12 protein-coding genes and 1 pseudogene are annotated in these 19,171 nt (G+C 46.5%); 3 read left to right on the top strand and 10 right to left on the bottom strand.

Annotation, left to right across the window (positions count from 1 at the left end):
• The first annotated feature begins 177 nt into the window (after positions 1-177).
• Positions 178-840, top strand: a complete 663-nt coding sequence (locus tag FCL48_RS09550; RefSeq protein ID WP_205747683.1) for a tellurite resistance TerB family protein — start codon at positions 178-180, stop codon at positions 838-840.
• A gap of 165 nt (positions 841-1,005) precedes the next feature.
• On the opposite strand, the gene FCL48_RS09545 is transcribed toward FCL48_RS09550, so the two are convergent.
• Positions 1,006-2,859, bottom strand: a complete 1,854-nt coding sequence (locus FCL48_RS09545; protein WP_136872042.1) for an EAL domain-containing protein — start codon at positions 2,857-2,859, stop codon at positions 1,006-1,008.
• A complete protein-coding gene (locus FCL48_RS09540; RefSeq protein WP_136872041.1) occupies positions 2,859-4,778 on the bottom strand; it encodes a CHASE4 domain-containing protein in 1,920 nt (639 codons plus the stop codon). The genes FCL48_RS09545 and FCL48_RS09540 overlap by 1 nt, the downstream gene beginning before the upstream one ends.
• A gap of 243 nt (positions 4,779-5,021) precedes the next feature.
• Between FCL48_RS09540 and FCL48_RS09535 the strand changes: the two genes are divergently transcribed.
• Positions 5,022-5,261 carry a hypothetical protein gene (locus FCL48_RS09535; protein ID WP_136872040.1) on the top strand — a complete coding sequence of 80 codons (240 nt, stop codon included), beginning with the start codon at positions 5,022-5,024 and terminating at the stop codon, positions 5,259-5,261.
• Between the two features lie 102 nt (positions 5,262-5,363).
• Here the strand turns inward: FCL48_RS09535 and FCL48_RS09530 are convergent, their stop codons facing one another.
• The 8 genes and pseudogenes from FCL48_RS09530 to FCL48_RS09490 form a co-directional block, all read right to left on the bottom strand.
• Positions 5,364-5,951, bottom strand: coding sequence for a response regulator (locus FCL48_RS09530; RefSeq protein WP_136872039.1), 588 nt, complete (start codon positions 5,949-5,951; stop codon positions 5,364-5,366).
• Positions 5,952-5,990: 39 nt separating this feature from the next.
• A pseudogene (locus tag FCL48_RS25875) lies at positions 5,991-7,397 on the bottom strand (PAS domain-containing protein); the annotation flags it as partial.
• A gap of 1,162 nt (positions 7,398-8,559) precedes the next feature.
• A complete protein-coding gene (locus tag FCL48_RS09515; protein ID WP_136872036.1) occupies positions 8,560-9,489 on the bottom strand; it encodes a transporter substrate-binding domain-containing protein in 930 nt (309 codons plus the stop codon).
• A 2-nt stretch (positions 9,490-9,491) separates the two neighbouring features.
• Positions 9,492-9,935, bottom strand: a complete 444-nt coding sequence (locus tag FCL48_RS09510; protein ID WP_136872035.1) for a transposase — start codon at positions 9,933-9,935, stop codon at positions 9,492-9,494.
• Positions 9,936-10,344: 409 nt separating this feature from the next.
• Entirely contained in the window at positions 10,345-10,830 is a 486-nt protein-coding gene (locus FCL48_RS09505) for a heme-binding protein (RefSeq protein ID WP_240744803.1), read from the bottom strand.
• A gap of 25 nt (positions 10,831-10,855) precedes the next feature.
• Positions 10,856-12,289: an aldehyde dehydrogenase gene (aldA, locus tag FCL48_RS09500; RefSeq protein WP_136872034.1), complete on the bottom strand. Its 1,434-nt coding sequence runs from the start codon at positions 12,287-12,289 to the stop codon at positions 10,856-10,858.
• 242 nt (positions 12,290-12,531) lie between these two features.
• Entirely contained in the window at positions 12,532-14,529 is a 1,998-nt protein-coding gene (locus FCL48_RS09495) for a sigma-54-dependent Fis family transcriptional regulator (RefSeq protein WP_136872033.1), read from the bottom strand.
• Between the two features lie 211 nt (positions 14,530-14,740).
• Positions 14,741-16,846, bottom strand: a complete 2,106-nt coding sequence (locus FCL48_RS09490) for an ATP-binding protein (protein ID WP_169309159.1) — start codon at positions 16,844-16,846, stop codon at positions 14,741-14,743.
• A gap of 565 nt (positions 16,847-17,411) precedes the next feature.
• On the opposite strand from FCL48_RS09490, the gene FCL48_RS09485 reads away from it, so the two are divergent.
• Positions 17,412-19,004, top strand: coding sequence for a hypothetical protein (locus FCL48_RS09485; protein ID WP_136872031.1), 1,593 nt, complete (start codon positions 17,412-17,414; stop codon positions 19,002-19,004).
• Positions 19,005-19,171 lie beyond the last annotated feature (167 nt).

Here is a 19,171-nt window from a genome sequence, read left to right as displayed (position 1 = left end):
TGCAATTATGGAATCAATGTAGCTGTTGGAGCATAGAATCTCGTGTCTCTTACTCTATATATTAAATTTCATATTTTGCTGTGATGGCCTTTTTAAAACCTTCGCAATTTGATATCTACGAAATGTTCAAAAACGACATTAACTCTTATCTCAAAGGAACCTACTACGATGGTTGATATGAATAAACTGTTAGGGCAACTCCTTGGTAGCGGAGCAGCCAGTGGATTTGCTGGGGGACTGGCAGGCGGGCTTGCCAGTAGTATGCTGAGCGGTAAGAAAGGGCGCAAGCTGGGGAAGAAAGCCCTTAAATTGGGTGGAGTCGCTGCAGTAGGTGCACTGGCATACACTGCATATCAGCGCTATACCAATCAAAACAGTAAGGTGGATTTTCCGGCAACTCCGGCAACTCCGGCAGAACTCGCTGCAGTCCCGCAAGGAACCGCATTTATGCCGGAAGAGAGTGATGTCGCCGCCAATGAAGCATTAGGGCTTACCCTGGTACGAGCAATGATTGCCGTTGCACGTGCGGATGGACGGCTTGATGCGCTAGAAAGTCAGGCTATTTTCGAGAAGATCCAATCATTAGGTCTTGACCATGAAAGTCAGGCTTTGCTGGTAGAAGAAATGAGCCATCCGGTCGATATGGACGCCATCGTCAACAGCGCAACCAGCCCGGAGGTTGCAGCAGAAATCTACGCCGCATCTCTGCTTGCCGTCGAAGTCGACACCCCGGCGGAAAAAGGCTATCTTGCCATGCTGGCTGCACGTCTTCGTTTACCCGCCGGGCTTGTTGTGGAACTTGAGCGACAGATTGAAGGGCAAAGAGTAATTGCTCAATAACAGGTTCATTGAAAATGTGCTGAACCCTGTTCAGTCATATACCAGTGGCAAAGCCGGTGGTGTATGACTGTTCTCAGAATTGATATTCCGAAGATAAAATTCTGAGAACACCGATGACGTTGGGCCAATCGGTAATTATTCAGGGTGGCCTTACAGAACGAACCCTTACTCCTGGTCTTTAAGGGCCCGCAAAAAACGTTCAGCATCAGTTGCCGTCATCGGACGACTAATGTGGAAGCCTTGTGCTTCATCGCATTTTTCTTGCTTTAAAAACTGCATCTGGCCAACGGTTTCGACACCTTCGGCGGTTACCTGCAGTTTCATGCTCTCCGCCAGGGAAATAACAGCACTCGCGATCGCCTGGTCGTCGGTATCCGTTGTTATGGCGTTAATGAACGATCTATCAATTTTTAAACGATCTATAGGAAATTGTTTGAGATAACTGAGGCTTGAGTAGCCGGTACCAAAGTCATCAATGGCAAGGTGCACTCCGATGGCTTTCAACTGCTTCAGTGTTTCAACGGCCTTATCCGCGTTATTCATCAGAATTGATTCGGTGATTTCCAGCTCTAATGCAGATGGTTCTAAGTTTGTCTCGCGAAGTACCTGGGCAATGAGGCTCGGGAATTCTTTTTGAGCAAATTGCCGTACTGATACGTTAACGGCTATGCGTGAGAATTCTACATCGGCATCCTGCCAGGATTTGGCTTGTCGGCAGGCAGTACGTAAAACCCATTCGCCAATCGGAATGATCAGGCCGCTGTCTTCAGCAATAGGGATGAAATCAAGTGGCGGCACATTTCCAAGGGTAAAGTTCTGCCATCTGATCAAAGCCTCAAGGCCGGTTACTTTGCCTGTTGTCAAGTCAATTTGCGGCTGATAATGCAGAGACATCTCATTCCGCTCGATGGCTTGGCGCAGTTCGTTTTCAAGGTTCATTCGCAGAAGGGCGTTTTCGTTCATAGAGCCTTCAAAAAACTGAACGTTGTTGCGGCCTGTACGTTTGGCAAAATACATGGCCATATCTGCACTTTTCAAGAGTGTGACCACATCATTGCCGTCTCGGGGAAACAGGCTTATTCCGATACTGGGAGTGATAATAAGCTTATGATCGTTCAGTTGCATGGGCTTGGCCAATTCTTCCCGAATTCTGTTTGCAACAATCAAGGCATCTTCGGGCTGCTGAAGGTCTGCCAGCAGCACCGTGAATTCATCACCACCAAGCCGGGCGAGATGTCGCTTATTCTGGTCTTCGACCACGGACCTGGAAACCGTATCGCTACTCCGCAAGCTATGGGTGATCCGGCGTGCAGTCGTGCGGAGCAATTCGTCTCCTACGTTATGCCCCAGGGTGTCATTTATGCGTTTAAAATTATCAAGGTCAAGGAAGAGTACAGCCAGCGAACGTTCCTGTTGTTTCGCAAAACTGATGGCCTGTTCTATGCGGGCCATAAAGAAAGCACGGTTTGGTAATTCCGTTAAATTATCGTAATAAGCCAGTCGAAGAATCTTGTTTTCAGCGTGCCACTTCTGTCCCAGGGCGACCGCAAGTTGACGTACCTCGTGAGGATGGAAAGGTTTTTGGACATAAAACATTTTCCCAACCGGTGGCACACTTTGCGAGAGTTCCCTGGGATCTACGTCTGAGTAGGCAGTAGCGATGACGATATCGATTCGGTCATCAAGTTCGCGAATTTTGGAAGCAGCCCAGGCCCCGTCTGGTCCAGGCGGCATACGCATGTCGAGAAAAGCAACCGCGAAATGCTTCTCACTCTCGCGACTCTCCCTCACTGCCTGCACCGCCGCCTCTGCACCTCTGGTGTAAACGATATCAAACCTGGGTTCTTCGGGCTGTGAAGGTTTGGCTGCTCCACGACCGAATAGCTTTGCCTTTAGATCGTTGACTTTAGTGTCGTTGGCAGGTTTATCGGAATCCAGCACTATGCGATAGGATTCAAGAATGGCGGGTTCATCATCAGCCACCAGAATTCGAATTGGTTGGTTCGTTTCGCAATCCATTATGCTACCTCGTCTGAATCTGGTGCAGATGTTCCTTGGTTATCTGCCGAGGGAAGAAGGACATGCATACATGCGCCACTCCCAACTCCAGCGCTTTCAGCAAAGATTTGACCACCAAGAGCCTGCACTGTGTTGGCGCTCCAGTGTAGACCGTAGCCGGAACCTTCCCTGTTTTTGCTCGAATAACCCCGTTCAAAGAGCCGTTCAATAAGCTCCCCATCCATCCCCGCACCATTGTCCGTAAAGAGAAAGTCCACCATCGATTGTTCTTGTATGTCCTTAAGTTCTGCCGTGATAGTAACCCTGCCAGGTCCCTTACCTGTCGACTGAATAGACTCAGCGGCATTGATAAGAAGGTTTGTCACTACCTGCTGCAGGGCCACGCGGGATCCGGTGACAGGCCCTGCCTCAGTAACGCTGGGGGTGACTATTACCTCCAGGACATCTTTTATCTCCGGACTTAATCCGGCGGCCATATCTTCTATAACTGCTGACATCTCGACAGGTTCTATGACTCTTGCTGATCGACTGAACCGTTGCTGATCGGTGAGAATCTCCTGAACCTGATCAACCTGCTGAATGGATAAATTTACCTTTTCCTGAGTGTCTTTGATCAGGCTGGCCATTTCACCTCCTGCCAATTCAACGAACTGAACCAGATCAACACGCCGATCAGGTGGTGTCGATGGATCGGCCAACTCGGCTGTTGCCATTTCCAATTCGGCCAGGGGTGCGTTTTTCAGTTCCTGTTGTAGAGTGGACAACCTTACCGTCAGGGGGGTTATAGCATTTCCTATATTGTGCAGCACACCACTGGCCATTTCGGCTATCCCGGAGCGGTAGGATTGATCTATGAGACGGCGCCTAGTTTCTGCGAGACGATCGACCATTTGATCAAATGTATGAGCGAGAACACCAACCTCATCTGTTCGTTTCAGGTTAAGACGTGCCTGGGTATTATCGTTTTCACCGATAAACAGTGCGTGCTCAGTAAGTTTTGCGAGGGGGGTGAGGATGGTATTGCGTAGTAATTTAAGAAGGATGAGCATTATTAAAATGCCTGTTACAGCCAGTACCCACATCGATTGGTTGACTGCCGCTGCTCCCTGCCTGGAAATATCGCGCGGGCTGTCGACCTGAAGGGTCAGTATTGGATGGCTAAAAACGTCTAACAATGTGGATTGTACCTGTAATCTATCAGGACTCTCGACCATTTCTAAATCCGTGTGTACCAAATTACGACCGGCAATAAGTAGTCCGATGGTCGATGAGGGATATTGGGATTGACTGGCTGTTTGAGCCGTTACAGAAAGTTTAGTGATCTTACCAATTCGTTCAATAGCAGCAGCATTGAGTAGGCGCCCCATCATTAACGTACCGACTATAGGCCCCTTTGCATCACTTGTGAGGATGGGCCCTGCTACGATTAACAGAGGCCCTTGCAGGGTGGGGACGATCCCCTTGATATTGCTCTTTATACTTTTGTGTTGGATGAGAGGGTGGTCGGCTGGGAGAGCTGCTTCCATCAGTTGGCCGAGATCCAGGGGAACTTTAGTTTCCAGCTCTTCAGCCCTGCTCCAGATGGTTTTTCCGGCTGTGTCATAATACCCAAGAAAGTTCATGTTCAATGCATTAAGTGAATTGTCGTAATCAAGGTTGTCGGCCTGGTAGTCCGGATTTTGTCCTTGTACATACGTATAGGAAGCTGTCCAGTGAGACCAGTCTGTGACAAGAGTTGTGATCTGCACGAGTTCACGGTCAATAGCTGCCAGGACGCGCTCTGCATTTTGGGTTGCCGTCTCTTTTTCAAGGGCAATAAAACTTGGCATGATAAACATCTGCTGGATGGCAAGGTTTGCCAGGGCAGACAGCAGAAAAACCAAGATCACGATAATGGACACTTTTCGTGTTATAGGCATGTAGTGGATCCTTAAAAAAATTATAGCGGACAAGAATTTGCTTACAACTTCATTTGTTTGTGATGTTTTGTCGATTCCCGGAGAATCACTTCAACTGATTTCTGGAGCAGGGCAACATTGGAGTGAATAACGATGTCACCTTGGAAAGCTTATGATAGGAAATTTTAAAAGTCAAACCGATTAGACATATTTTAACAGATATTTTTTCAAGGGTTTCCAGGGCTTTAAGATAGTCGTAAAGACATGCGACTTCTCCATTTCACCGCCGATAGGATGGCTCTTTTCCACCTGTTTACCTTTGAAGATGTAATCTTCATCTATGGCTATCTGGGCCTTATCACCCATTTCTTGGAATCAGGAGAATCCCTCGCTGTTCTTCAGGTTGCTCTTACAGGAAAAGATTCAGCACCAAAGAAGGATAGAGGTGAGTCGTTACGATTACTCATAAAAGAATACTTGCCAAAAGATAGACGATTGTCTTAGGCCGGAAAGCCGGTTTCAAAAATATGAAACCATTGTAGAGGATCAATTTTATACCTTATATGCACATGCACAGGGGGATTCTCACAAATGCAAGCTGACGGTCTACCCCTTGTTGAATTTTTCCATCTCTTTTTCAAAACAAACCGGACAATAGGTTGATGTTACCTGAATTTTACTTTTTTCATTAAAAAACTGTTCCACAGAGATCCAGTGACCTTCGCCTCTCTCAGTCCCTGCGTCGTCACGAATTCGTTTACAGGCACAACAGATCGGTAAAATATTTTCATAGATTTTGAGCTTTTTCTTCAACTCGAATTTGTTGATAAGTTCCTTGATGCGAAAGCAACGTTCCTCAGGACTGCCCGGCTTGAGCATATAGTCGTCCGCTCCAAGCCTGATGGCGGCGATTGCCGAACTGAGTTCTCCATAACCGGTCAAAATCATCACCATGCACTCGGGATGCAGCTGTTTTGATGTTTCAAGAACCCCAATACCATCAACATTACCCATAATTAAATCGGTAATAACCAGATCAATCGCCCCGTTGTTCTTCTGTAAAAAGTCTACGGCTGACTCACCGGAGTCGGCTGTAGAAACAGCATATCCCTCTGACTCAAGTTCTTTACGGATTCCGACGAGAATAAAAGGGTCATCGTCCACCAGAAGAATATTGTATGGAGTCTTTCTCATCTTAGTTGCCTCTCATTTCTATGTGTTGTCATAAGGTTATTTCTTCTCTGGGGAAGGATGAGAAAATTCAACAATAAAGTGTGCTCCGGCAGTTGAAGCCACAGCCCGAATTGTGCCATTATTGCGAACAACAATGTCATGACAAATAGACAAACCAACCCCCATACCGATGTTTTTTTTCTTGGTGAAAAACGGATCAAAAATCTTATCTATATCATGTTCCGCAATGCCCGGGCCTGTATCACGATATTCGACGATAATCTTTTCCGCTGATGATTTTGTGCGAATAATGATTTTTTTGTTTGTGGTTTCTAAACAGTTTTCCATCGCTTCCACCGAATTATTTATAAAATTCAGCAAGACCTGGCTGATTTCCTGTGGGAAACACTCAAAAGCGAGAACCTCAGGCGAAAGGTCTATCTGAGTTCCAATACCTTTGTTTTTCAGGTGCGCTCGCGATAGAGCAACTGTATTTTTGATGATGAGGTTTATGTTAATTTTTTGCGAGGTGTCCAAACCTGGTCGGCAGAGATTTAGAAGATTCTGTACCGTCAGGGTGATCGATTGAAAAGCCTTGTGGATCAGTTCCACATTTTCGAGTGTCTCTTTATCTTCATATATTTTTTTCTGAACGAGACCAAGCAGGGCCGATATACCCGCCAGTGGAGAATTTATTTCATGGGCGATGGATGCTGCTAACTGTCCGACTGCAGCGAGCCGTTCCGTACGGATGAGTTGCGCTTCGAGTTCTTTCTGTTCGGTAATATCCCGTAGCACACCATTGATGGTAAGAAAGTTTCCCTCGCTGTCATAGTCGTAATGAATATTCAATTCTACCCAGTGAACACCCCCCCTGTTCGGGAACAATTCGAAACCGTAATCCACGTCTATCGGTTCGCCGACTGTTAATGTCGGATTGCGTCAACTCAAAGAGGTGTTTGTGATCATTTTTATGCACATATTTTTTGAGAGGCTTGCCGATAATATCTTTTGCTTCCAGGCCATAGGACAAATGAGGCGGCATATTGATATCGCGAACGACAAACTGCTGATCAACGGAGAAAACGATGTCAGGTATGTTTTCCAGAAGAGTACGGTAGCGTTCTTCACTTATGCGCAGTTTTTCATCCGCCATATATTTTTGGGTGGTGTCGAGTGCAAAGAAGTTGAAGCCGACAATGTTGGATAAATCATCATACATCGGCATAACAACTGCGTGCATTCTCTGCTCTTCACCATTCGGGTTCTCACGGAGGATATCGTATTCATATTTACCGTCCTTTTGAGCAATATCAAGACCACGCCGAAAGCGATCATGCTCAACATCTTTTAGGGAGTGGATATCGATAACTCTTTTTCCCATCACTTCTTCGGCCTTAACACCTAAGATTCGTTCTGCGGCCGGGTTAAAATGAATAATACGATAGTCTGTGTCAATTGCTGCAATGGCAAACTCCGTTGCCGATTTGAGCATACAATTCAATACGGCACTGGCCTCCGCTATCTCCTTGTTCGCGTTTTCAAGTGCCTTTTCAACCTTGGTTCGCTCAAAAATCTCAGCGGATAATTTCTTATTCCGGTCATTGAGTTCCTCAGCATTCCGCAGGGATTCTTCAACTTGCCGGGCAAGTAATTGCTTTTGAATATTTTTCCTGAACGTAAGGCCAACGCCTACGAAAATGAGAAGAGACAGAAGAAGCATAATTAGTAAAGTATTCCGTGGTTTTACGCCTGCAGACAACTCCTCTTCCGGGAAGACATTGAGTAATTTCAAGTTGGTATCGCCAATGGTCGCATACACTACCGATAAATTCTCACCACCACGTGTCGAATTGGAGAGATGGAGTATACCGCTGTTCTTTTTCTCGGCGTTGACGGCTTTATCGAGCCGTGCATAAGAGACAAGCGTATCCTCAGGGTAGAGCGTTGCACAGTCAGAACAAAAGATATAGGACTGCGATGCCGCTCGGATCGCCTCTGCATCAATCAGGTAGTCCAGTATAGAAGTTAACGGCATGTCGGCCACAATATAGCCCTTCACCTGCTCTTTAAAAAAATAGGGCTTCCAAAAAAGAGCATGTGTTGTTGTACCTTTTTTTACAAAAATAATTCTTTTATGCTCTTCTAAGGAACTGGCAAGAGAATTGAGCAAGCGAACCGACGCCGTTTTATTCTTTTCAGGAGAGGTTATGATGCTTGTTTTACCATCAGGCCCGATTAAGGCAATCCAGTCGTATATCCGCTGAGTATCAAAGTGTCTGGACTGCAATATGGTGTTGAAATGTTTCTGTATATTCAGGAGGCTCGTCGTTAAACCATACTCCAGCGACATGCCGAGGGCCTTGTTCTCAAAATAAGTGGAAAGCTCTCTGCAACTCGAGATTTCGGTCAAATCTTTTTCGCGCTCGTTGAGGAAATATTGGACCGCTAGAGCCTGTTTCTCAACAACATAGATAAACTGTTTCTGGGAGGCGTCCACCAGCCTGACGTGTGAGATGTAGTTGCTTACCAGCAGAAGACTCACATAGCCGATGATGAATATAACAACCAGAGCAATTGCGATATTTGCGCGTCTGCTTGAAACAGATTTCATTGAAGTAACCACCCTTTATTGTTCCATGAGCAGACGTTGTTGTTCCGTGAAAAATGCCGGATAATAGGTAAAAATAGAAGGGTAATATTTTTGCACCAACTTCTGATACTGTCCCGATCTCACACATTTTTTGAAAAATATGTTAAACTCGTCCCGAAGCCTCGTCGACGTTTTAGCAAAGCCAAAACCCATTTGCTGCGGCGGCGTGAGAGGTCCCAGGACCTTGATCTTCCCCGGCCATTTTTGGATACCGACCAGGGCATCGGGGACATCTATCACCGTGCCGTCAGCTTCATTGTTGACAAGGACCGGAATCAACTCATTGAGATTCATTCCACTAGGCATTAATTTCACATGAATGTCGGAACCTTTAAGCCGGCTCAACGCGGGATCAAGGCAACCTCCGGCAATCGCCATGATGTCATGTCCCTGGGCTAAAGCGACAGTTGCTTCAATATCGGTTTGAAGATCACCAGAAGGTACTATAGGGTCAGCGGGATAATCAGCCCGTACCATCAGCCATACGCCGGAAGGAAATGTTGGTATGGAATAATCAATGACTTTCTGCCGCCAGGGCAGGATGGTCAAGCCGTTGGCTAGCAGGTCTCCATGTATTGCTACATTGGTGCCAACAGTTATATCCTGTTCAGATGTGGTGATTTTATTGCCGGTCAGGTCAGAAATGGCATTTTCCCAGCTCGTTTCCACATATTGATAGGCAACCCCCAAATGGGCTGCGAATAATTGTGCGAGCTCAACATCGAGCCCGTCACCACTGCCAGTAACAAATTTGGCATACGGTACCCCGAGATGACGAAGCGTCCCCCGTTGCATTACTTCAGCGTAACCATCTGCCCTGGTCACTTTAACTGTCAGCGTTATGAAGACAAACAGAAGCCAACAGATAAGCTTTCTTATAGCTATGGGGTACGTGTGTCCTGTCATGGTTATATCTCCTGCCGCCTCGTTTTCAAACTGTAAAACGACCAACCATTGCACTCAGCTTTTCTGCCAGCTGACTTAACTCCAGCCGTACCGATCCTATTCCTCCATTTGGCCACACTAGTCGGATGGATGGAGAGTTTATAGCCAAGGTACTTCATGCCACTAAAGTACTGCCCATAGGGATTTTCAAGCCAGCCATGAAGAACATCGTCCTCACTGAGGTCAAATGTGTACTTGAAATAATGGAGTGCAATCATCAGTCGTGTACTGATGGCCGGCCGGCTTTTTTCTGAATTGAATGACTGAGCAAATATTTGGGTGAGTTGGCCCCTGTTCACAACTTCTGATAATTGGACTAGAGAGCGCAAGGGGGTGATCATGTTTTGAAGCTCGTCCCTGAATTGATCTGCTTGGGGATTCTGCTGAGGAGATGACTTCGGTTTCATGGCCTCAAAATCCAAGAAAATGGACGGTTAGTATCAATGAGCTTCTATATATGATAGCATATGTAACCTTTTATCTCTCGCTTATTCAGCAGTATAGCTCATTTTTCAGCACCAGCCACACTTCTATTGCTTCAGGTGCACTTTCAAGAGAGATGACCAATGAATCCTTCCCTTTATCGCTTTGCAAAAGACCACAACGGTAAATTTGACATCGAATAGTTGGGATTTGCCCGTATTGCAGGACTTGTAGTTTGCGAGATTGATCTTCCCCGACTTTAGGCCGGTGGTTGCTGAGTGGCTGAGTGACAGACAGGATAGGTCAGGTTAGAAAAGAGAATGGAGTCGAAGAATTAACCTCCTCCCCGCATGAGAGAGGAGGGGAGAAGGTATAGATCGTTACAATCCTCTGTTATTTGCCTGCAAATGCGGCTAAGCCAGCGTTCATGCATTGCATATCTTCTTCAACCGAGCCACCGCTTACCCCGAGGCCACCTATTATCTTTCCGTCTACCTTAACGGGGACTCCACCACCAAAGATGATCATACGGCTGGCGTTTTGCAGGCCGTAGAGCATTGCTCCCGGCTGGGACAATTCTCCTAATGTGTCCGTTGGTAATTTGACAGCCACGGCGGAATACGCTTTGTTCAGACTGACCTCAACACTGACAAGGAGTGCATCGTCCATTCGGTGTTGGGCAACCATATTGCCGCCGCCGTCCAAAACTGTAACAACCATCGGTACCCCGATCTCTTTGGCTTTTGCTTCTGCTGCTTTGATCATTGGCAGGGCCATATCCAAGGTCATTTTTGCCTCTGTGGCATATGCGTTTTTTCCACCTGCTATCCCAAACAAAAGCACAACAGCCATAATACTGACGAGATTTCTGATATTCATGTGCACACCTCTTATGGATTAGGAATTAGTATTGGATATAGGCAACGTGGGTTTGTAAATACTCATAGAGGCCGTGCTTGCCGTCTGCCCCTCCTATACCCGACTTACGCCAACCAGCGTGAAAACCTTGCATAGCTTCAAAATTTTCCCTGTTCACATATGTTTCACCAAACTTGAGGCGGTTGATGGCCTCAAAAGCCTTGCCGATATTCGCAGTATATATTGATGAGGTCAAGCCATATTCACAATCATTTGCAAGGTCAATAGCCTCATCAAGGTCACTGTAGGTCAGTACAGGGAGAACTGGGCCAAAGACTTCTTTTTTAACCACCTCATAATTCTGGCTGCATTTGCCGAGAACCGTTGGCTCAAAGAAATAACCGCTATCCATGTCGGCTTTTTTGCCTCCACAGAGAACCTCGGCACCTTCCTGTCTGGCTCGCTCAACCATAGCCTCAATCTTGTTCAACTGGTCAAGACTCACCTGAGAGCTCATGTCTGGCACCGGAGTGAAAAATGGATCGTTATACGTTACTGCCTTCATCGCTTTGACTAACTTCGCTGTGAATTCCTCGGCCACCTCCTTCTGTACATAAACACGCTCAGCACAGTTACATACCTGGCCGCTGAAAATAACCCTGGATGCGACCACTGCTTTAACCGCCAGATCAAGGTCTGCGTCCGCACAGACAATTGCCGGAGCCTTCCCGCCAAGTTCCAGCGAGCATTTGGTAATGTTTTCGGCTGTTGCGGCAATGATCCTGCTTCCCGCTTCAACACTTCCGGTGAGGGTAACCATTCCGGTTATAGGGCTGCGGACGAGAGTTTCTCCAAGTGTTGCGCCACGGCCGGAAATGATATTCAGTACACCCGCTGGGAGATCGAGCCCTGCAACGAGTTTTGCAAACTCCATGGTAGTCGCTGGTGTTTCGCTGCTTGGTTTGATGACGACTGTATTACCGGTCAAAAGGGCAGGAGCTACTTTACGGGCCATAACAAACAATGGAAAGTTCCAGGGACAGATACCGACAATTACACCGATTGGTTGCCTGAAAAGCAGGATATTTTCTTTGGGCCGATCACTCTGGATTATTTCACCCTCATAAATTCTGGCCCATCCTGCGTAATAATCGAAATAGTCTGCAGTAAAATCGACCTCAACCTGAGCGAGCGGAAGTACCTTTGCCTGCTCACTGGCCAATATTTCAGCGAGTTCTATCCTGTTTTCCCTGATGGCTTTTGCCATTTTCTGCAAGTAGGTGGCGCGAACCGCAGCCGGTTGAGCAGCCCATGCGCTCTGGGCATTCTGGGCCGCTTCAAGTGCTTTCTGAGCATCGTTCTCATCTCCCTGGGGGGCGAGCGCCATGGTCACTCCGGTGTACGGATTTTCTACTTCAATCATCTCACTGGAATGTGATTTAACCAGTGAGCCATTGATAAATTGTAGATATTCTCTCATGTAAACCTCCTCGTTGAATTAGATAACAAATCCTGTTGCCTCTTTCGCAGAAGATGCACGCGCTGTGCCATGGCGGTAACATGCTGTTATTGTGTGAATATCATTTTGAGAAGAGGTGTGTGAGTAGCTAAGGTGTCTGAATATCGTACAACTGCAGGGAGTTCAGGACAGGTGGTATGCAAGTACATTTAGCGAAATATGAGGTATTTGCATCGTTGCACTGCGAGGTGTAGGAAAATCGGTCAGTTGATTGGACTGTCCGAATTTACGACAGCTGAGAGCTGGGGACTGGCTTCTATTTTTTGATACAATGTTGATCGTGCAATACCCAATTTTCTTGCAGAGCGGGATATATTACCACTTTCTTCTTCAAGAACCATTGTGATAACAGCGTCTTCGGCTATTTTTAACATTGATCTCTCAGGATGGAGATTTTTGGCAGTAGATACTTCAGCCTTTTGTTTGAATTTGTTTGCCATCCATGAGATTTGTACCGGTTCTGGAAGCTGGAGCGGTGTCAGAATATCTTCGTCGAGACCGATAACTACAGCTCGCTCAATAGTGTTACGGAGTTCACGAATATTTCCTCGCCAGGTATACGCACTGAGGGCATTATAAAAGCTTTCATCTGCCGAAATAAGTGGCCTTGCGTACTCGGATGAAAGTTGTTCGAGAAATTGTTTTGCCAAAAGACGAATATCATCACCCCGTTTATTAAGGGGTGGAATTTGGATTGGAAAGGTAGCAATTCTGTAATAGAGGTCTTCTCTGAAGCGTCCCTGGCTTACTTCTTCAAGCAGGTTTGCTTTTGATGCGGAAATTATTCTGAGGTTGAGTGGGATTTCTGCAATGCCACCCACACGAACCATGCTTTTGGAAGAAAATGCCCGCAGGAGCTTTATCTGAAAACTCAGAGGCATAGCCTCAACCTCGTCCAGAAATAGAGTCCCGCCGGAAGCGGTCTCCAGCCTTCCAGGTTTGCCCGCCTCCCGAGCTCCGGTGAATGCTCCGGGCTCATATCCGAAAAGTTCACTTTCAATGATATCCGCAGGAATTGCCCCGCAGTTGATTGCAACAAAGGGCTTTCTGGAGCGACCGCTTGCTGCATGGATAGCCTGTGCAAACAGCTCCTTTCCAGTCCCTGATTCCCCGACCAGGAGGACACTTGAGTCCGTTGCGGCAACCATGGTCGCAAGTTCCCTTGCCTTGATAATTCCCGGACATCTACCATTTATATCGTTGAAGGTGTAGCTTGTTCTGTTTGATTGCGCGGCGGATAAACTTTGAATACGACTGTTATCCTCAACCATGACCAGGGTTCGCTCCCCATTTTCAATCGAGTGGGCATTTATTATATATGATTTTTTTCTGCCACCGATGCTGATTGTATACTCCTTTTCCCGCCCCTTGACGATAGCCGGCGAGAGTTGCAGATCATCTATAATTGTCCTGAGTTGTTTCGTACGTTGTTTGATGTTCGATTTTCCAGTGATTGAGAATATTTCGAGTGTTTTGCGGTTGTAGCTCACGACCTCCCCCAAGTCATTTAATGCTATGACCCCTTGGGGCAGGTATTCCATAATCGTTTTGAGTTCCACATTTGATATCTTGAGCGATGTTATGGTTTTGGTCAAGGCAAGCTGGTTTTCAATAGCCTTTGCAAGTGAGGTGGTCAAACCGAGAGTTTGTCGGTTTTGGGGAGTCGCATAGCTTAATATATTGAGGACACCAACAAGTTCTGATCCGGGTGCAAAGATAGGGGTTGCTGAACAATATAAATTGTGAAGGCTGATATTGTAGTGTTCAGGGCCCAATACCTGAACAGGGTGTTTCAGTGATAAGCTGAGGCCTGCCGCATTGGTTCCCAAGGTGTTGAGGTTAACGTTACATCCTGTTACGAAACCGTTGAATTCCGATTCCTGAAGCAGCGTCGGGTCTCCACAGGAACAAAGAAAATATCCGTCATGATCAATGCAGTCAATGCGCAGACCGCTTCCGGCTATCACTTCATTGATCATGGCCATGAACGGTTCCGCTGCAGTAATAAGTTCCTTTGATCGGTCTAACAAAGCCTCTACATCAGTGCAACGTTGCATATCACCATGAGGATCGATGTTATTCTCCAGACAATGATGCCATGATTTTAATATCTCAGGACGGACAGTGGCTGGATCTACTGGCCGTCTGTTAATTAAATTTTGCCACTGGTGAAGGATCAGGTCTCTGTTGTATTGTTGCATAAAGGATTACCTAACATACTATCCATATTGTCATAATACTGTTGCGTGAATACAGACTATACAACAAAACGATGGATATGACACCGACCTTCCTTTTGTAATCTGGTCTGTTCATCTTGGCCGATATCAGTACCATCTATTGGCCCGTAGGGTGAGTTTTTGATGTGCAACGAAAGACACACTGTTTTCGGTGACTTTTAAAGTGTTTTCCCTATTCAAATAAGGAACTTAGCACCTGCTCAACTTCATCGACGTTATAGGGCTTGGCAATTGCACCACTGAAACCGTATTCCTGATAGTTGGACATAATAGGATCGTTTGAGTAGCCACTTGATACAATCAGGCGAGCGTTAGGAAAAAGAGTGTGAATCTGGCTGGCGGCTTGTTTACCGCCAAGTCCACCAGGGATTGTCAAATCCATAATAACCGTCAAGAAGGGGTGACCCGATTCCATAGACTTTTTGTAGAGCTCAACGGCTTCATCACCGGCGGCGCAGGTCGTAACCTCATAACCAAGATGGGTAAGCATTGATGCGGCGATATCCCTGATCATTTCTTCGTCATCCATAACAAGAATAGAGCCGCCCTTATGTCTGCCTTTTGCCTGAGTGGCAATGTCAGCTTGGAATTTTGCATATCTCTCACCGAGTGATGGCAGGAAAATTGTAAATGTTGTGCCTTTTCCGACCATGGAACTCACTCCAATATGCCCGCCATGGCGTTTTATTATGGAGTGGACCGAAGCAAGTCCGAGGCCGTTCCCTGCAGATTTTGTGGTGAAGTACGGGTCAAAGATCTTTTTCAGATGATCATCTGGAATCCCGCACCCTTGATCAGCAAAGACTACTCGGATATATCTGCCGGGTGGAAGTGACAGGGTATTATTTTCTGCAATCATCTCGTTTCGTGCCGTGACCATGAGCGTCCCACCACCCGGCATCGCCTGGGTGGCGTTGATGATGATATTGTGAAATACCTGACTCATTTGCCCCTCGTCCGCTTCAATGGCGTGTATTGAATTGTGTATATCAACGACAGCCTTAACATTTGAGCCACGTAGCACCAAAGAAATTGCTTCGTTGATGAGGTGCTGAGGCGATACCACCTTTTTTACGGGCTCGCCGCCCCGTGAAAAGGTCAGAAGTTGATGGGCCAGTTCTCCGGCCCGTTGAGATGCTTTTTCGGCTTCAGCTAAAAGCTTATAGGATTTGTGTGTAGTATCGAGGAAAACCTTTGCAAAAGAGATGTTTCCAATAATTCCAGTCAGGATGTTATTGAAATCGTGAGCAATGCCACCGGCAAGGATACCCAGAGAACCCAGTTTTTCATTCTTTAACAGCTCCTTTTCGTTTTCCTTGTGCTCGGTGATATCGCGGCAGCTTGTCACGATGCCGGCTATGATGCCTTGCTCATTATGAACGGCATCCGCCTGGATCAACAAAACCTTCGTCACGCCCATTTCATCGGAAACAGTACGCTCACCTTTCCATGGCCTTCCTGTCAAAACCTTGGCGAGGATATCTTCCAAAAAGTGTGGCATTTTATTCCCGGGGAACGAAAAAGGTCGCATCAATAACCTGTATGCGGCGTTGCGGTAGGTGGCCACCCCTTCGGGATTGAAGATAACCACGGCATCGCTCGTAGAGTCGATGGCTTTTTCTATCTGCAGAAGTTCTGTCCGTTGTTCCCTGACACGGTCTTGCAATTGTTCGTTCTGCCGTTGAATCTCACGTTTTTGCATGAAATTTGCCTGGCCTATCTTGTCCATCTGGTAGTTTCCCAGGGCCCCGATGAGGTTCGCTCCAAGGAAAAAGACAATCGTCATCAGTGTCTCAGGGTTAAGTTGGCCATTATGGTATACATATCCTGCCACATAGAGCAACAGTGAGAGTAAACCTGCAAAAACCGCATGTGGTGTATCCAGCTTTAAAAGAAAGAAGCCTGCCTGGATAACCATAAAAATTCCGCCGTAATAGCTGAAGTTTCCAGGATAAATAATCAGCATGTAGGCAATACCGGTGCTTCCCACGATCCAGCAGAGCACCATGAACGGCTGGGCGAATGTATGAAAAGAGGGGTGAAAGGTCAATGCGACACACACGATCATGAGTGGAATCACAATACCGAACCTGATGAAAAGAAAGGTGGAAAGATATTCCCCCACAAGCAAGAAATCAAATATTGCAAAAAGGCCATATAGAAAAATGAAAACAATGAAAGTCAGCCTGATTTGATGCAGCCCTGAGACTATTCTATCAAAAGTGTAGGCCCGTCTGTCCTCGAAAGAGAGGTGAAGAGCGTTATCTCGGTCTGCCATGAAATACCTCATATGTGTTGTAAGGCTTTAGCCTTTCCAATAGTCATCAGGCAGGTTGCTCTGAGCCCTCGGTGAGGTGATTGGACATTGCTCTCCATACTATGGGGTAGATTTTTATTAGTTTTGCTGACAGTGGTATTGCTTATTTGCATGGTTGTATTTTGGGTAAAGCTGTCAAATGTTCATACGTCAAGGAGTGGTCTCCCGCCTGCGCTTAAAGAATAAGAACCTGAAAGCTGACGAGCCGTTTGTAATACCCAATAATAAAAGAGGTATTAATTATCTTTATTAGATCATAATAGTAGCTCAGGAGTCAATATGGTCACAAAACGGCAATCAAAGAGTTGAATAAAGGTGGGCTACCCGCTAAAAACTCTACACCTGGTATGAGCATGATGCCATCCTGTAGATTGTGCCGGTATCAGCGGACATTGTGTGCATCTGATTTCCCTTGTATTCCATGGGCAACCATGTTCTGACATGAACTAGCCAAAATGAATCGAGCGGTGTACTGTTGATAAATTAAGTGTAATTATAATAATTTGGACGAGAGTAAAGAGTTGTTATGACAACCGAAGTTGAACAATCCTCTCCAGTTGGTGTCTTTGAACGTTTATGGGGCTGGCTTGTCAGGGATTTTTTCGGCATTATCCGTGAAATGCGCTGGAGTTATGTGCCGCCCCTGATGGTCTACTTCGCCGCTGGGATCTCCGGTTTCACTGGCATTATTGAAAGTTTTTACGTCAAAGAAAAGCTCGGACTTTCAGCCACATTTCTGGCAAGCCTTGGTTTCTGGGCCGGAATGCCCTGGGCTCTGAAAATGCCCCTGGGACATCTGGTAGATCTTTTCTGGCGGCAAAAGGCATTGTTTGTCTACTTTGGCGCCCTGCTCATGGCAATCAGTCTGCTGATTATGGTCGGATTAACTGGTTATAAAGAGCAGATGGAACAGTTTTTCACAGCCGAGATCTGGTATATCGTAGCCACCTTGCTCTCCCCTGTGGGGTTTGTCATTCAGGATGTGGTGGCAGATGCGATGACAGTGGAAGCGGTGCCGACACTTGAGGAATCAGGAGACCCGATTGAGGAAAAAAAGCTCAAGAGCATGCATATCACGATGCAGACCCTGGGCAGAATCGCCATCATCGGTGGAAGCGCAACGGTGGCAGGACTTGGAGGTTGGCTGGCCAGAACCCTTTCTTACCAGACAATGTATGAGGTGGCTCTGGTCATTCCGATTATCTCAGTACTTGGGGTAAGTCTGGGACAGTTGAACGTGCGGTCCCGTAAACGTCGTGAGTCGTTGGGTGTTTCCGTAGAAAAAACCAACGTTTCTCCTTCTTTGCCTGTTTCGGAGATGAAGCCGAACTATCAGATCCTTGGAGGCAGTGTCGTCTTCATCTTGTTGAGTATTATCTCGGGCCTGTCCAATTTCTCATTAAACAAGGAAGTGATCTTTCTGGGCTCGCTCAGTGTCATCATATATTTGATGCATTCACTCTTAAAAGAATTAAGTCCTTTGAGAAGAAGAGAGATTGTTGGGATTGCAGTTATAGTTTTTATTTTCCGTGCTATGCCTTCAATTGGCGCCGGTGCAAGCTGGTGGCAGATAGAGGTACTCAAATTCGATGAGGCCTTCTTTGGCACGTTGCGGCAAATCTCCTCAATTCTTGCAATAGTTGGTTTGTTTGCCCTGCGCAGCTGGATGACCAAAAGACCCATTCCCTATCTTGTGATCTTTCTCTCACTGTATAGCACTGTTATGATGCTGCCCTTCATCGGCATGTACTATGGCCTGCATCTGTGGACAGAGGCTCATCTTGGATTTGGAGCCCATGCCATTGCCATCATAGATACCATGGCTGATTCCCCTTTGAATCAGGTGGCCATGGTACCCATGCTGGCCTGGATAGCAAAAGAAGCACCGGCCAGCCAGAAAGCTACCTATTTTGCGGTCATGGCTGCTTTTACCAACCTAGCCCTGTCGGCCTCGAATCTGCTGACGAGCTATTATAACAGAATATTTGTCATCGAAAGGAATGATTTTAGTGAGCTGGGGCTGTTGATGATTGCGGTCACCGTTACCGGGTTAGTCGTTCCACCGTTGACAGTGCTGCTCGTCAATGCCTGGCAGGTACAGGCTTGCAGGAACAGATAGGTTTTTCAGACTCCAGCCGAAAAATGACCAGAACGACAAAGAGCTGATTAAAATCAAAGATTATGCTGTTTTTAAAATATGAGAATCACGCAGGAAAATACAATGTTGGTTATCTTTGATCGTTCCAGCAGAGAGCATCCCGGATAAGCTCTCTATTGCAGGTTTTA

Source organism: Desulforhopalus sp. IMCC35007, assembly GCF_005116575.1.
Classification (GTDB): Bacteria; Desulfobacterota; Desulfobulbia; order Desulfobulbales; family Desulfocapsaceae; genus Desulforhopalus_A.
The sequence above is the reverse complement of the archived record's forward strand: the minus strand, read 5'-3'. Positions and strand labels throughout refer to the sequence as shown.